The 14,861-nt window shown below is 71.7% G+C and carries 13 protein-coding genes and 1 riboswitch; of the genes, 2 read left to right on the forward strand and 11 right to left on the reverse strand.

Annotation, left to right across the window (positions count from 1 at the left end; genetic code table 11):
* Positions 1 to 21 precede the first annotated feature (21 nt).
* The 4 genes from ABD817_RS07850 to ABD817_RS07865 form a co-directional block, all read right to left on the reverse strand.
* A complete protein-coding gene (locus ABD817_RS07850) occupies positions 22 to 1,110 on the reverse strand; it encodes a hypothetical protein (protein WP_344916517.1) in 1,089 nt (362 codons plus the stop codon).
* Positions 1,100 to 2,272, reverse strand: coding sequence for an ArsA family ATPase (locus tag ABD817_RS07855; protein ID WP_344916519.1), 1,173 nt, complete (start codon positions 2,270 to 2,272; stop codon positions 1,100 to 1,102). The genes ABD817_RS07850 and ABD817_RS07855 overlap by 11 nt, the downstream gene beginning before the upstream one ends.
* Positions 2,273 to 2,360: 88 nt before the next feature.
* Positions 2,361 to 2,798, reverse strand: coding sequence for an SRPBCC family protein (locus ABD817_RS07860; RefSeq protein ID WP_344916521.1), 438 nt, complete (start codon positions 2,796 to 2,798; stop codon positions 2,361 to 2,363).
* Positions 2,799 to 2,931: 133 nt separating this feature from the next.
* Positions 2,932 to 3,699: a metallophosphoesterase family protein gene (locus ABD817_RS07865; protein ID WP_344916523.1), complete on the reverse strand. Its 768-nt coding sequence runs from the start codon at positions 3,697 to 3,699 to the stop codon at positions 2,932 to 2,934.
* 220 nt (positions 3,700 to 3,919) lie between these two features.
* On the opposite strand from ABD817_RS07865, the gene ABD817_RS07870 reads away from it, so the two are divergent.
* On the forward strand, positions 3,920 to 5,713 hold the full coding sequence (locus tag ABD817_RS07870) for an AMP-dependent synthetase/ligase (protein ID WP_344916525.1): 1,794 nt from the start codon (positions 3,920 to 3,922) through the stop codon (positions 5,711 to 5,713).
* 190 nt (positions 5,714 to 5,903) lie between these two features.
* Here ABD817_RS07870 and ABD817_RS07875 read toward each other — a convergent pair whose 3' ends face one another.
* The 4 genes from ABD817_RS07875 to ABD817_RS07890 form a co-directional block, all read right to left on the reverse strand.
* Positions 5,904 to 7,028, reverse strand: coding sequence for a glycosyltransferase family 4 protein (locus ABD817_RS07875; RefSeq protein ID WP_344916527.1), 1,125 nt, complete (start codon positions 7,026 to 7,028; stop codon positions 5,904 to 5,906).
* A complete protein-coding gene (locus ABD817_RS07880) occupies positions 7,025 to 8,302 on the reverse strand; it encodes a M48 family metallopeptidase (RefSeq protein ID WP_344916529.1) in 1,278 nt (425 codons plus the stop codon). The genes ABD817_RS07875 and ABD817_RS07880 overlap by 4 nt, the downstream gene beginning before the upstream one ends.
* A complete protein-coding gene (locus ABD817_RS07885) occupies positions 8,299 to 9,171 on the reverse strand; it encodes a gluzincin family metallopeptidase (RefSeq protein ID WP_344916531.1) in 873 nt (290 codons plus the stop codon). Before ABD817_RS07885 ends, ABD817_RS07880 begins: the two co-directional genes overlap by 4 nt.
* A gap of 250 nt (positions 9,172 to 9,421) precedes the next feature.
* The gene (locus tag ABD817_RS07890) at positions 9,422 to 9,979 is read right to left on the reverse strand and encodes a C40 family peptidase (protein WP_344916533.1); all 558 of its coding nucleotides are present in this window, start codon (positions 9,977 to 9,979) and stop codon (positions 9,422 to 9,424) included.
* 82 nt (positions 9,980 to 10,061) lie between these two features.
* Positions 10,062 to 10,220: riboswitch (cyclic di-AMP (ydaO/yuaA leader) on the reverse strand.
* A gap of 502 nt (positions 10,221 to 10,722) precedes the next feature.
* Between ABD817_RS07890 and ABD817_RS07895 the strand changes: the two genes are divergently transcribed.
* Complete coding sequence (locus ABD817_RS07895) at positions 10,723 to 11,550, forward strand: phosphoribosyltransferase (protein ID WP_344916535.1); 828 nt, start codon at positions 10,723 to 10,725, stop codon at positions 11,548 to 11,550.
* On the opposite strand, the gene ABD817_RS07900 is transcribed toward ABD817_RS07895, so the two are convergent.
* The 3 genes from ABD817_RS07900 to ABD817_RS07910 all read right to left on the reverse strand — a co-directional run bounded on the left by ABD817_RS07900 (position 11,492) and on the right by ABD817_RS07910 (position 14,721).
* The gene (locus ABD817_RS07900; RefSeq protein ID WP_344916537.1) at positions 11,492 to 12,448 is read right to left on the reverse strand and encodes a C40 family peptidase; all 957 of its coding nucleotides are present in this window, start codon (positions 12,446 to 12,448) and stop codon (positions 11,492 to 11,494) included. The genes ABD817_RS07895 and ABD817_RS07900 overlap by 59 nt on opposite strands.
* Positions 12,449 to 12,718: 270 nt before the next feature.
* Positions 12,719 to 13,351 (reverse strand): hypothetical protein, encoded by a 633-nt coding sequence (locus ABD817_RS07905; protein WP_344916539.1) that lies wholly within the window; start codon positions 13,349 to 13,351, stop codon positions 12,719 to 12,721.
* 47 nt (positions 13,352 to 13,398) lie between these two features.
* Entirely contained in the window at positions 13,399 to 14,721 is a 1,323-nt protein-coding gene (locus tag ABD817_RS07910) for an NYN domain-containing protein (RefSeq protein ID WP_344916540.1), read from the reverse strand.
* Positions 14,722 to 14,861 lie beyond the last annotated feature (140 nt).

Genomic DNA, 14,861 nt, shown 5'->3' on the forward strand with positions numbered 1-14,861 from the left:
GTTCATCCTCTCCCCCTGGGCTCACCCCAGGTCGATGTGCTCCACAGGGGTGTCTCCTCGCTCGCGCTCCCGCTGCGCGGGCGCGGGCTTGCCGAGTCCGTCGACGGCCGACTTGAAGGCGGCGAACAGCTCGGTGCCCGCCTGCATGAGGTGGTCGGTGACGGCACCGCCCGACTCACGCTGCGCGGCCATCGCGCGGCAGACGGGGCAGGCCCGGCAGATGTACTCCTCATGCTCCGAGACCGCCTCCTCCCACACGTCCCGCTCTCTTCTTCCTCGCCCGCCAGCGGAGAACGCGCCGCCGAAACCGGTCATCGTGCCCTTGACCAGATTCTTGCGCAGCTCCCTGGTGGCTTTCCGCTGCAGGGTGTCGAAGAGCTTGAACGCCTCCTCGGCGGCGGTGCCCAGCGGGTCCTTGCCGCCCTGGGCGCGCTCGTCCCGGGCCCGTTCCCCGGCCTCGGCGGCCCTGTCGCGTCCCTCGGGCTCGGCGCGGTCGCCGGGCCGGGCCCACGGGGTCCATGCGGCCGCCCGCTCCTCGCGCCTGACCCGCTCGGCGCGCTCGAACCACTCGGCGCGCGCGTCGCGCCCGGCCCGCTCCGCATCCGGGGCCGACTCGGCAGGCGAGACCTGGGCGGGGTCCGGGGTGTGCCCGGCGCGAGGGGCCGGCTCGGCGGGCGCGGCCCCGGCCTCGACCACGGCCTCCACCTCGACCACCTCCAGGCGCGCGACCTTCTCGACGCGCCCGGCCCGCGCGGGCTCCCCGGCGTCCTCCACCCGCTCCACCCGTACGACGGACTCGACGGACTCGACGGACTCGACGGACTCGACGGACTCGACGGACTCGACGGACTTGGAGGCTCCGGTACGCCGGCCCTTCGGGGTTTTCCCGGCCGGCTCCGCGCTCCGGCCCTTCTGTGCCGTCTGTGCCGTCTGGGCGGTCTTCCCGGTGCGCCGACCCTTCTGGGCCTTACCGGCGTCCCCGGTGCTCTCGGCGCCCCCGGTGCTCTCGGCCTCGGGCGGCGGCGTCACGGCGTCGGCGGCGGCCTTCCGTGGCCTCCTCGGCGCGCGCGGCTTCGGGGTCTTCTCGGCGTCGTTCGTGTTATCGGTCATCAGGCCCTCCCGATTCGAACCGTACCCGGAGAAACCCATCTCGGAGCGCGGCGTCCCGCACCGGCCTGCGGGCCAGCGCGACGGGCAGGGCAAGGACACGCCGGTAGGAACCGGCGTTGACGATCAGCTCGTCACCCTTGCGCATCAGATCCACCTCGTCCTTGTCCGCGAGCGGCAGGGCCAGGATCAGCTCGCCGTCGGCGGTGATCCGCAGCGGCGGGTCGACGGAGGGCGGGGCGAAGGGGTCGTCCTCGCCGTACATGGCCTCGGCGACGGCGGCGAGGGCGTCGAGGCCGACGGGCTCGGCCTCCAGGTACGGCACGACGCGCACGGGCAGCGGCGCGAAGGACTCCTCGACCTCGGCCAGGTGCCGGGCCTGGGCCCGTACCCACTTCTGCCGCCAGGGGTCGGCGCCCTCGGAGGGGAAGACGCGGTTGGCGATCACCGAGTCCACCCGGTAGCCGTACAGGCTGAGGGAGGTGAGCGTGCGCCGGGCCTCGGCGAGCACGACGGCCTCGGGGGTGAGCACCAGCCGGACGCTCGCGCCGGGCCCGGTGAGCAGCTCGCGCACCTCCATCAGGCCCCGGTGGAGCCGCTCCCCCGCGCCGATCACGTGGTCTTCCGGCACGCTGACCTGCGCCAGGCGGCGGACCAGCGGGGAGAGGGTGCTCAGCAGCCGCCTGCCGATGGGCAGCAGCCGGTTCACGTGCCAGTCGAGGGCCTCGGGCAGGGCGAGCAGCCGGAGCGTCTCGGCGGTCGGGGCGCAGTCGATGACGATGACGTCCCACAGCCCGGTGCGCGCCTGCTCGCGCAGTTCGAGGAGGGCGATGATCTCCTCGGCGCCGGGCAGCACCGTGATCTCCTCGGCGGTCACCTCGTCGAGGCCGAGGTCGGCGAAGACGCCCCTGGCGTAGTCGCGCAGCTCGCCCCACTGGCGTTCCAGCGCCCGCTGGGTGTCGACCTGGTGGAGGGAGAGGCCGGGCGCGATCTCCGTGGGCTCCCCGCCCGCCCGCACGCCGAGGGCGTCGGCCAGCGAGTGGGCGGTGTCGGTGGAGACCACCAGGGTCTTGAGCCCGGACCGGGCGGCGAGTGTGGCCGTGGCGGCGGCGACGGTCGTCTTGCCGACGCCGCCCTTGCCGGTGAAGAGCAGGACCCTGCTCACACCGCCTCCCGGCGGGACGGCTCCCGGCGGGACGGCGCGGGGCCCCGCTCCGCGACCGCGCCGGGCCGCGCGCCCGGTCCTCCCACGCTCATGGGGCCTCGACGCGCTTCTTCAGCCCCTTCAGGGCGGTGTCGATGATGACCTTCTCCGCCTTTCGCTTGATCATGCCGATCATCGGGACCTTGAGGTCGACGGCGAGCTCGTACGTCACCTGGGTGCCGCCGCCCGCGTCGGCAAGACGATAGCTCCCGGTGAGCCCGGAGACCATCTTTCCCGCCTCGGCGATGCTCCAGTCGACGGACTCGTCGTCGTGCCAGGTGTAGCGGAGGGTGTACTCGTCGCTGATCACGCCCGCGTCGAGGACGAACCGGACCGTGGCGGGCCGGCCGTCCTCCCCCGTGGAGAGGACGCGCGCGGCCTTCACCTGACCGGCCCACTCCGGGTACGAGGGGAAGTCGGCGATGACCGTCATGATGGTCGACCGGTCCGCGCCGATCGTGATGCTGGAGGTGGTGCGATCAGCCATGGGGCAACCGTACTGCTTCACGATCGTCCGCGTACGCCCAGGAGGCGCCGGGCGTGGCCGCCACGGCGACAGGAAGGTGACAGGAAGCGGTGGTACGAAGCGGACACCTCGCGTGTCCGCCGCTTCGGTGCGGCTACCACTCCAGGACGTAGGGGGCGCCTCGGTTGCGGAAGTGCCCCACGTTGAGGCATTCGGTCCTGCCGACCCGGGTGCGGGCGGCGAGGGGCTGGTGCACGTGGCCGAACAGGGCGTAGCGCGGCTGGGTCCGCCTGATCGCCTCCAGGGTGGCCTCGCTGCCCCGCTCGAAGCGCCGGGCGACCACGTCGTAGAGCAGCTCGGGGATCGCGGGAGGGATGTGGCAGCAGAGCACGTCCACCTCGCCGACGGCCTCGACCTTGCGGGCGAACTCCTCGTCGTCGATCTCGTACGGGGTCCGGTACTGGGTGCGCAGCCCGCCCCCGACGAAGCCGAACCGGAGACCGCCGATCTCCACGGTCTCGCCGTCGAGCACGTGGTGGCCCTCCCGGACGTACTCGGGCCAGTAGGCGGGCAGGTCCACGTTGCCGTAGGTGAGGTACGCGGGGGTCGGCATCGCGGCGAAGATCTCGCCGTACTGCCGCCGGACGGAGCGCTCGATGTGTTCGCGCGGGTCGCCCTCCAGCGAGGCCCACAGCCCGGAGGACATGGCCCGCGCCTCGTCGAACCGCTTGGCCGTCCGCAGCGCGATGAACTCCCCCGTCCGCTCGGCCCCGAAGAGCTCGGCGAAGATGCCCTGGGAGTGGTCGTCGTAGTCGACGAACAGGATCAGGTCCCCCAGACAGATCAGCGCGTCGGCGCCGTCCCCCGCGCGGGCCAGGGCGTCGGCTCTCCCGTGAACGTCGCTGACGACGTGAACCCGCATGTCCGACATCCTAACCACCGGTGAATACCGTCATATGTGATGAACCTCGCGGGGCACGGGCGTGACGGGGAGGCGCCCGGCGCGGCCAACGGTCCGGCGCGACGGTACTTGCTACGGTGAAATCACTCTTGATAACGCCTGGGTGACGAATTTACCCATGCGTAACTTATCGCGATAACTTCCAGGCAGCCCATCGATCGTGCGTCTCCAGGAGTGACCCGTGCGCGAGTACAGCGTCCCCGTGCTGGTGGATGTCCCCGCCTCCGCCAACCTCACCGACACGGTGTTCCGGCGTGCGGAGGAGGAGCCCGACGTCGTCGCCCTGCGCCGCAAGGTCGGCGACGACTGGATCGCCGTCACCGCCCGTGAGTTCCGCGACCAGGTCGCCGGGGTGGCCAAGGGCCTGATCGCGGCGGGGGTGGAGCCCGGCGACCGGGTGGCCCTGATGTCGCGCACCCGCTACGAGTGGACCGTGATCGACTACGCGATCTGGTCCGCGGGGGCGGTCGGCGTGCCGATCTACGAGTCCTCCTCGTCCGACCAGGCCGCCTGGATCATCTCCGACAGCGGCGCGAAGGCCGTGTTCGTCGAGCTGGAGTCGCACGAGGAGACCGTCAGGGAGGACGCGTCCGGCCTGCCCGGCCTCAAGAACGTCTGGCGCATCGAGGGCGGCGCCCTGGACGAGCTCACCGCGCTCGGCGCCGAGGTCACCGACGGCACGCTCGCCGAACGCAGGACCGGGCGCGGCATCGCCGACCTGGCGACCATCGTCTACACCTCGGGCACCACCGGCAGGCCCAAGGGCTGCAGCCTGACCCACGACAATCTGCTGTTCACCGCCAGGAACGTCGCGAACGGCCCCCTGGAGCGCCTGTTCACCGTGGACGAGAGGGCGGTGCTGCTCTTCCTGCCGCTCGCGCACGTCTTCGCCCGCATGATCGAGGTCGTGCTGGTCGAGACGGGCACGATCCTCGCGCACACCCCCAACATGAAGAACGTCGCCCCCGACCTCCAGGCCTTCAGGCCCACGTTCCTGCTGGGCGTGCCCCGCGTGTTCGAGAAGGTCTACAACGGCGCCGAGCAGAAGGCGACCGCCGAGGGCAAGGGGAAGATCTTCCACGCCGCGGCCGACACCGCCGTCGCCTGGAGCAGGGCCGAGTCGGCGGGTGGCGCGGGACTGGGTCTCAAGCTCAAGCACGCCCTGTTCGACAAGCTCGTCTACGGCAAGATCCGCGCCGCGACCGGAGGCAGGCTGACGACGGCGGTGTCCGGCGGTTCCGCCCTCGGGGAGCGGCTCGGCCACTTCTTCCGCGGCGTGGGCATCGAGACCCTGGAGGGCTGGGGACTCACCGAGACCTCCGCGCCGTCCGCGGTCAACATGCCCGGGGCCAACAAGATCGGCACCGTCGGCAAGCCGTTCCCCGGCGTCACCATCGGCATCGACGAGGACGGCGAGGTGCTCGTCAAGGGCCGCCACGTCTTCCAGGGGTACTGGAACAACGACGAGGCGACCGCCGAGGCGATCGACGCGGACGGCTGGTTCCACACCGGCGACATCGGCGAACTCGACAGGGACGGCTACCTGCGCATCACCGGGCGCAAGAAGGAGATCATCGTCACCGCCGCGGGCAAGAACGTCGCCCCGGCCCCGATGGAGGACCACATCCGCGCCCACCCGCTGATCAGCCAGGCGATGGTGGTCGGCGACGACAGGCCGTTCGTCGCGGCGCTCGTCACGCTCGACGTCGAGGCCCTGGAGCAGTGGAAGGCCGCCAACGGGAAGACGGGGGCGGACCTCGCCGCCCTCAGCTCCGATCCGGCCATCGTCGCCGAGGTGCAGAAGGCGGTGGACGGCGCCAACAGGTTCGTCTCCAAGGCGGAGCAGATCAAGAAGTTCACCATCCTCGACATCGACATCAGCGAGGAGAGCGGGCACCTCACCCCGACCCTGAAGATCAAGCGCAACATCGTGATGCGCGACTTCGCCAAGCAGGTCGAGTCCCTCTACGGCTGAGGGGTCTTCGCGGGCTCCGGGCGCGCCCGGGGCCCGCGGGTCTCGTTCGTCTCCGCGACGTACGGGGCCGGTGCCGTTTCCCGGCTCCGCCGGACGCGCCCGGGAGCCTTCGCGGGCTCCGGGTGTCTTCTTCCGGCGGACAAGCGACGGACAGGCGACGGACAGGGCCGGTCGTACGGCTGTCGTATTGCTAAGGGGTCTCCGCGGGCTCCAGAAGACGGGCGAAGCGGGAGGCGGCGAGGTCCCAGCTCCACTCCCGGGCCGCCCACTCCCGCCCGCGTTCCCCCATGGCACGCGCCCCGGCCGGGTCCTTGAGCAGGCCGACCAGGGCCGCCTCGACCTCGTCGGGGCGGGTGCCGTCGACGACCAGGCCGGTCTCCCCGCGCAGCACGGCGTCGGGGGCGCCACCCGAGGAACCGGCCACCACGGGCAGGCCGCTGGCGGAGGCCTCCAGATAGACGATGCCGAGTCCCTCCACGTCGACGCCGCCCAGACGGGTGCGGCACGGCATGGCGAACACGTCGCCCGCGGCGAGGTGGCCGGGCAGCTCCGCCTCGGGCACGGGGCCGACGATCCTGACCGAACCGCCCAGCGGCCGGGCCAGCCGCTCCAGGGTCCTGCGGTAAGGGCCCCCGCCGACGATCAGGAGCACCGCGCCGGGCACGTCCCGGATCACGCCGGGCCAGACCCGCAGGAGCGTGTCCTGGCCCTTGCGCGGCACCAGCCTGGACAGGCAGACCACCACCGGCCGCTCTCCCAGGCCGAGTTCCGCGCGCACCCGCCCTCCCCCGGCCCCCGGGTGGAACACCCCGGTGTCGACGCCGGGCGCGAGCCGCACCAGCTTGTCCTCGGCTATCACCCGGGCCAGCCTCCGCCGGGTGTACTCCCCGAGGTAGGTGACCACGTCGGCGCTCGCCCCGATCCTGGCGAGCACCCGGCGGCCGATCGGGATCCCGGTCCAGCCCGCCTCATGGCCGTGGGTGACCATGACGACGCGGCGGGCCCCGGCCTCGCGCATCCTGGGCGCGATCAGCCCGAGCGGCGCCGCCGCCCCGAAGACCACGGTGTCGCACCCGAACTCGGCGACCAGCCCGGCGGCCCGGCGGGCCACGGCGGGAGTGGGCAGCATCAGCGAGGTGGGGTGCCGCACGACGGGGTACGGCTGGCGCAGGTCGAAGGCCGCGCTGCCGGTCCACCGGGGGGCGTAGACGACGACGGAGCCGGGCGGGCGGCGGGCGATGAGACCGTACACGAACGACTGGATCCCCCCGGCGCGGGGCGGGAAGTCGTTCGTGACGACCAGCGTGCGGTTCACGGTTCCGGGAGGCCGTTCAGCCTGGCCCAGGAGCGCGCCAGGGCGATGCGCTGCGGTGCCGTGGGATGCGATGCATAAAGTACATACTCAATGAAATCAGGCGATAAATCCGAAATATTAGTAACTGACAGCCGCTTCTGCATCGCCACGAACGTCGCCGGGTCCCTGGTCAGGTTCAGCGCGTGCACGTCCGCGCGGGCCTCGATATGCCTGCTCACCAGGTTCTGAGCCGGCCCCGACAGGACCGTGGCCAGGCTCAGCACCCCCATCACCAGTCCCACCGCCCCCGGGTCGCCGAGCGAGGCGACCCCCGCCCGGCGCCGCACACCCCCCGCCGAGGTCACCACGTAGAGCAGGCACGCCCCGAACGCCGCGCCCAGGCCGCCGACGAGCGTGCCCCACAGCACGTCGTCCGCCTTGGCGTGGCCCAGCTCGTGCGCGACCACCAGCTCGACCTCGTCGGCGGGCGCGCGGAGCAACGTGTCGTAGACCACGATCCTGCGGGTCGCGCCGAATCCGGAGACGTACGCGTTGAGCGCGGTGGTCCGCCGGGAGGCGTCGGCGACGAGCACGTTCTCCACCGGCACACCGTCCCTGGCGGCCATGGCGAGCAGGTCGTCGCGGAGCCGACCGGCCTCCAGCGGCCTGAAGTCGTTGAAGACCGGCTCGATGAGCACCGGGTAGGCGAAGGAGGCGGCCACGGTCAGGGCGAACGCCCCGGCCGCCGCGGGGATCCACCAGCGCCGGAAGCGCCGTGCCAGGCCGATCACCGCCACCACCATGATCGCGGTCAGCCCGGCGCCGATACCGGTGCTCTTGGCCCGGTCGGCCGACCACGCCGGCCAGGTCTGGGTGGACAGCCCGAAGTCGCGCAGGTAGCTCTCCGACCACATCCCCAGGGGCCAGCGCAGCATCGCCACGGCCACCGACAGCACCAGCACGCCGAGCAGCGCCCGCAGCCACCACGGCCCCGGCAGCCGACCGGCGAGCCGTGCGCCCAGCGGGGTGGCCACCAGCACCCCCGCCACGACCAGCGTCAGGCCGAGCGACAGGTAGCCGGGGCGGCTGACCAGCGCGTCGAACGTCTCGGCCCTCGCGATCTGCTCGGGGGTGAAGTCGCGGGCCGGGTCGGGGGCGACGGCCGGAGCCCCCTCGGACAGCGTCCTCCAGGGCGTGGTGAGCGCCACGACCGCCAGCGTGGCCACCCCCAGACCGGCCAGCGCCCACCCCGCCGGCCGCACGCCCGAGGGCGCGTCCGTCGTGCTCAGCGTCACGTGAGTTCCTTCCTGAGGTAGTCGCGCCAGGCTTCGGTGAACTCGGCCACCGGCAGCCCAAGTGTGCTCCCGACATCGCTACCGTAGAGCCTCACCAGCGCCTTCTCCCCGAAGCGCTCCGCGACGAACCGGCAGGCGAGCCACGCCTCCTCGTACGCCTGCGCGAGCCTCGGCGCGCCGGGGGCGAAGTCGGCCGGGCCCGGGAGGCTGCCGGGCAGGACGCCCGAACGCACCTCGGCGGCCAGCTCGGCGGCGGCCGTGCGCACCGCGATCCCGGCGTCGCGGTAGCCCGCGTAGTCGGCGAAGCCCTCCGACAGCCACATCGGCACCCGGCCGCCCCGGGTCGCGCCGGTGGCCACGTGGGCGAGCTCGTGGGTGATCACCACGTCCCTGCCGGTCGCGGTGAGCCTGGCGTACCCCGACGGCAGGACGATCACCCGGTCCGCGGTCGCCATCGCGGCCAGGCCGCGGGTGCTCCCGGCCCCGGCGAGCGCCGCGGCCTCGGCGTCGGTGGCGGGGAAGAGGATCACCGCGGGGACCGGCCCCCAGATCTCCGCGATCGTCGCGCGGGCCCGGTCGGCCCTGGCCGCCAGATCCCGCAGGACGGCGGCCGGGACGCCGTGACCGATCACGAGGGAGTGTTCACCCCGGACGGTGACGGCGGCGCCCGGCCACAGGCCGTGGAGGTCGCGCGGGCTCGCGGGGACGTACGGGGCGTCGTACAGGGGGTCGTACAGGGGAAGGTGGCGGGGGGCGCGCGGGAGCGGGGCGGCTCCGGCCAGGAGGGGGCCCGTCCCGGCGAACGGAGCGGCGCTCATCAGCGCCAGCATCCCGGCGAGCACGGCGCGGCGCCCTTTCGGGACGGACATACGAGCCGATGGTACTCGACCGACACGAAGCGGCCCCGGCCCTCCGTGAGGAGGGCCGGGGCCGCTTTTCCGTGCTCGGGCACGTGCCTTCGGGCGTATGCCTTCGGGCGTGTGCCCGGACGTGGGCTCGGGCTCCTGTGCTTGGGCGCCGTACTTCGGACGCCGTGCTCAGGCGCGGGCCCCGGGCTCCGTGCCCGGACGCAGGCTCAGGGTCCGGGCCCGTATGCGAGCTCCGGGTCCGGGTGTGGGCTCAGGCTCCGGGCCGTACCGCTCCGGCGAAGGAGGACCTGTAGTAGCCCGCCAGCCTCACGATGCGAACCGTCTTGCCGCTGCTCGGCGAGTGGACCATCCTGCCCTTGCCGACGTACATGCCGACGTGGCCCTTGCCGCTGAAGAACAGCAGGTCACCGGGGTTCAACTTGCTCCACGAGACCTTCTTCTTGATCGACCTGTACTGGCTGTGCGTGATCCTGGGGAGGGACACGCCCGCCTTGCGCCAGGCGTATCGGACGAGCCCCGAGCAGTCGAACGCTCCGGGACCGGAGGCTCCCCACCGGTACGGATCGCCGATCTGCTTCTTGGCCGCCGAGACCGCCTTGCCGGCCCGGACCTTCTGGAGTGCCGCCTTACTCAGCTTGGCCTTGCCCTTGGCCTTCGCCGTGGTCGTGGCCTGAGTGGCGGTCTCCGTGGTGCTTTCGACCTGCTCCGAGACACCGGCCGCGGTGTTGACCAGGATCTCGGAGGGACCGTCCGCCGTCGCCTGCGCCGCCGTGGACCCGAGGGTGACCGCTCCGGCTGAGGCGGTCAACGTGAGGGCGATACCGCCGAGGGAAAGGCGGAAAAGGCGCGACAGACGGGGGTTGTGCGGGGTGGTAGACAGGATTTCTCCTTGGGACTTCCACTGATGCCTACCGGGTTAGCTGACGGATTCGGGCTTGGAAGATGCCCTACGGCAAAATATGCCGATTCACCCCTGGCCGCGCTGTGCTGGGCCTTTTGGGTCCCCGGTTCTATGCCTCCTGGCTGCATAGATTCGGCAGGCCGCCGTGATGAGCCCTGCCCCCGGGTGGGGGCACGGCGGCCGGTTGGATTTCTATAGGGACACCGGCCCGAAGACCGACATTCGCCGCGACGGCGTGGCTTGCACGTCGCGACGCCAGAAGTTACCCCGATCTCCGGCTTTCGGCAAAGCTTTCCCCAAGTCAGGAGGGCGAACGAGCCCTCTTGATCTTTTCGTTACCCCTGCTTAATGGCCATTTATGCCATTGAGATATGACTCTCGTCACATCTTTGAGATAAAGATCTGCAGATCACGATTTTGTAATATTCGTCACACTTGTCGCGATTCGGGGTTGATCAGGGGGGATGGACCGTTCCCGGCGATCGGCCAGGGGGCCGCGCGACCCGGCGCACGCGCGGGCACCGTGGATCGCCCCCCGGAAACCCGTCTCGGCGATCTTCAATTCGCCGGTGCCATATGTCGGGTTTTATGCCCGTTTGAGAAATTTTGAAGAGGGTACGGCAGGCGCGTACCTCAGGGAGGCGGTCATCATGTCGAACCGCTTGTTCCACGACAGACGCGACGCGGGCCGAGTGCTCGCGGGTCTTCTCGACAGGTACCGCGGGCAGCCCGGCACCGTCGTCCTGGGCCTGCCCCGGGGCGGCGTGCCGGTGGCGTACGAGATCGCCACGGCCCTGGGCGCCCCCCTCGACGTCTTCCTCGTCCGCAAGCTCGGCACTCCCGGAAGGGAGGAGCTCGCGATGGGGGCGATCTCCAGCGGCGGGGTGACCGTCCTCAACGAGGGCGTCGTCGGGGGCCTCGGCGTCGCACCGGAGATCGTCCGGCGGGTCGCCCGGCGCGAGGGGGAGGAGTTGCTCCGGCGCGAGCGGGCCTATCGTGAGGGGCGCCCGCCGCCGGACCTCGCGGGCAGGACCGTCATCGTGGTGGACGACGGCCTCGCGACGGGGGCGAGCATGCGCGCCGCCCTCCAGGCCCTGCGCCGCCTCCGGCCCGCCAGGACCGTCGTCGCCGTGCCGACCGCGCCGGAGTCCGCCTGCCGGGACCTCGCCGCCGTGGTGGACGAGGTCGTCTGCGCCACCACGCCGTCGCACTTCTTCGCGGTCGGGCAGTCCTACCGGGACTTCACCCAGACGACCGACGAGGAGGTGCGCGATCTTCTCCGCGCCACCTCGGGCCCGTCTTCCGGAACCGCGAAGCCTTCCACCGTCACAGAGTCTCCCGGCACCGCGAAGCCCTCCAGCACCGCCGAGGCTTCCGGCACCGCCGACAAGGTCGGCGAGGACCCTCGGCCCGCCGAGGTCAGGGGCGGACGGCTCCGACGATACGGCGGCCGTAGGCGGATAGCGGGACGACCTTGACGACGTCGCCGGTCTGCGGGGCGTGCACGATCTGGCCGTTGCCCGCGTACATGCTGACGTGACCGAGGCCCTCGCTGAAGATGAGGTCGCCCGGCTGGAGCTCGCTCAGCGAGACCTTCCGGCTCGCGCCCCAGCTCCACTGCTCCCAGGTCGTCCGGGGAAGGGTGACTCCGCCGCTGCGCCAGGCCCCCTGGACCAGGCCGGAGCAGTCCCAGCCGCCGGGGCCCGTGCCGCCGTACTGGTAGGGCTTGCCGACCTGGGCGAAGGCGAACTGCAGCGCGGCGCGGGCGTTGCCCGAGGCGGAGCCGTTGTACTGGATCCCGGAGCTCTCGGGGTTGCCCGTCTTGAAGACGTCGAGCTCGCGCAGGAGTTTCGTCTGGGCCCTGACCATCTTGTCGGCCTTGGCCTTCTCCCCGGCCAGGTCGTCACGCGTCTCGTCGGCCTCGGTGAGGGCCTTCTTCGCCTCGTCCCTGCTGGTCCGCAGCGCCTTGGTGGCCTCGTCGAAGGCGCTCAGGGACTGGGCGCGGGAGGTGGACAGCTGGTCGGCGGCGGCCAGGCCGCTCAGCAGGGCACCGGGGTCGGACTGCTGGATCATGCCTTCCCAGCTGTTGATCACCCCGACCTGGTACGTGCTGACGGCCATCGTGACGAGTTCCTTGCGCAACCCGGCGACCTGCTCGTTCTGGCGGGTCAGGTCGTCGTTCAGCGTCTGGTACTTCTTCCTGGCCCGCTTCCACTTCTCCGAGGCCTGGTTGTACTTCTCGACGACCTGGTCGGCCTGCTCGTTGAGCCTCTCCAGCTTCTTCTTGGCCTGGGCGAGTGTCGGCTTCGGCTCGGCGAACGCTTCGCTCACCGGCAATGTCAGCAGCGCGAGCGCGAGCCCGGCCGCCAGCGGCATCCGAATCAGTCCAACCGGCAAACCCGCCACGGCCACGTCAACGCCTCCCGACTGCACCAGACCTGCGGCGAATAGTACAGAAAAAGTAATGACCGACTCACCTTTTCGTCGGGTTTGCTCCTTACTCGCCGGTGAAAATCAGGTGAAGCGCTTTACCTCGCGGCCGGGCCCCGGCCACGAGGAGCTGGCCGGGCCCCGACCGGACTCCCACTCGCGGGAAGCGGAAGGTGGGAGGCGGTCCGGCCGGACCCCGGTCGCGCTACGGTCGCGCTACCCGCAGGTGGCGACGTCGCAGATCTTGGCGGTCATCCTCTTGGCGTCGCGCAGCTGGACGGTCCAGTCACTCCTCTCGGGCTTGGCGTACTCCCCCGCCCAGAGATAGACCAGGACGGCGTTGCCCTTCCTGACCAGCACGCTCCGGTCACCGCCCACCCCGGCCTTCCTCCCGTAGTAGACCTGGCCGGAGACCTTCAGCGCCTCGTCGCCGAGCCCGGTCAGGCGCAAGGAGGCGTAGCGGTAGCTGGAGCCCGAGTCGGTCCTGGCCCTACACCTGGTCAGGGCGGCGCGCACCTGGGCGACGGCCGAGACGGCCGAGGCCCGCGAGCCGTACAGGATCACCTGCTCGACCTTCATGAAGTCCGGCACGCCGGTGAACGTCACCGTCCGCGCGGCCACCCGGCCGGTCGCGGCCAGCGTGCTCCTGTCACACGGGTCGACGGCCAGCCTGACCTTCGCCGAGTTGCCGACCTTCCAGTTGGTCTCGGGGTCGTTGTCCTTCTTGGCGGCGTCCTTCTCGTACAGCAGGAAGCCCTTGGGGATGGCGACCGTCGTGGCCGCCGCGGGGGCGGTGACGGTCGCTCCCACGGCCAGGACGGCGAGTGCGAGCGTTATGATCTTCTTCATCGAATCAAACCTCCTGGGTGATCCGATGCCTCACGACCATGAAAGGTTTACGCGCGCCCCAGACGTCTGAGAAGAAGCACCGAGGGCACCGGCCTGGCGCCCATCCTGCGGACCGACTCGGCCACCTCGCGATCCGAGGAGACCACCGCGACCGCGCGCCCCGCGGGCTCGGCGCGGACCAGCTGGCGGATCAGGTCGTCGGCGATCTGGTTCGGGGCGCTGAACAGCACGCGTACCCCCCTGGGCGCCGACACCGGGACCGGCCCGTTCAGCTCGGCGCCGTCGAAGACACAGGTCAGCTCGGTACGGGTCTGCGCGTAGAGCGCGCCGAGACCGGTGAGGAGACGGCTGCGCTGGTCGGCCAGGGTGAACGTGCCGTAACCGGTCTTGGTCACGTTGTAGCCGTCGACGATCAGGTGGATCTGCGGCAGCGCGAGCAGCTGGTCGAGCAGGGCGGGGTCGTCGTCGGCGAGCGCCCGCGCGGGAACCGCCTGGACCCCCTGCCTGCCGGGCGCCACCGAGGCCACCGAGTCGGCGGGACGGTGGATGCCCGAGGGCAGGGCGAGCTCCCTGCGCAGCCCGGCGGCGGCGTCCTGGAGGGCGTCGAGCAGCATGCGGACCTTGGTGTCCTCCACGCTGCGGCCCTCGCGGGCGGCCCTGCGCGTCGACTCCAGCTGCCGCTCGGCGTCGGCCAGCCGCTCGCGCAGGCGGCGCAGCTCGCTCTCCACCGTGCTCCCCGCGGAGAGCGCGCTGGCCCTCGCCTCCTCGGCCACCTCCTGGGCGGCGGCGGCGCGCGCCTCGGCCGCCTTGGTCCGCTCGCGGGCGTCGTGCAGCCTGCGGCGCAGGTCGGAGACCTCCGAACGCGAGGTCTTGAGCTGCTCGCGCAGCCGCTCGGACTCCTCCTTGGCCGCGGTCTTCTGGGCGACCAGTTGCTCGCGCAGCCGGGAGACCGTCTGCTCCTGCGCGGAGCCCTCGGCCACGGCGACCGACCGCTCCAGGTCGGCGCGGGCCGCCTCCACCATGTCCGCCCAGCCCGGCGGCCGGGTGAGGTACGCGGCGGCGGCCACCATGACGGGCTCGGCGGCCGGCGGGACCGTGCCCTCGGCGAGGCTCGCGACCAGCTCGGGCCAGCCCGCGGTCAACGTCTCGGCGACCAGCTCGCGGAACTTCTTGTCGATCTCCAGCTGCGCGGCGATCGGGGCGCCGCCCAGCTTGGCCCGCTTGCGGGGCTCGAACCTGGCGATCCCCTTCAGCGGCGGCGGCACCGAGGCCGCGGGCATCGAACCGAGAATCTGGGAGGCCAGCTCCACGACATGTAAGCGGACCTGCTCGGGTAACGGACGAGACAGGCCCTCTCCGGCTGAACTCATCACGGCCCCTACTCGGATCGGTCTTCACGTCAAGGGTACGGCTACCGCACCCTGACCCCGACCTGACCGCGAATCGACCGGCGGCCGACGAGGCCGTGAACACTCTGTGGACAAGCACTTGCCGGTGGGTTACGACTGTG

The sequence above is a fragment of the Streptosporangium oxazolinicum genome, assembly GCF_039537505.1.
Classification (GTDB): Bacteria; Actinomycetota; Actinomycetes; order Streptosporangiales; family Streptosporangiaceae; genus Streptosporangium; species Streptosporangium oxazolinicum.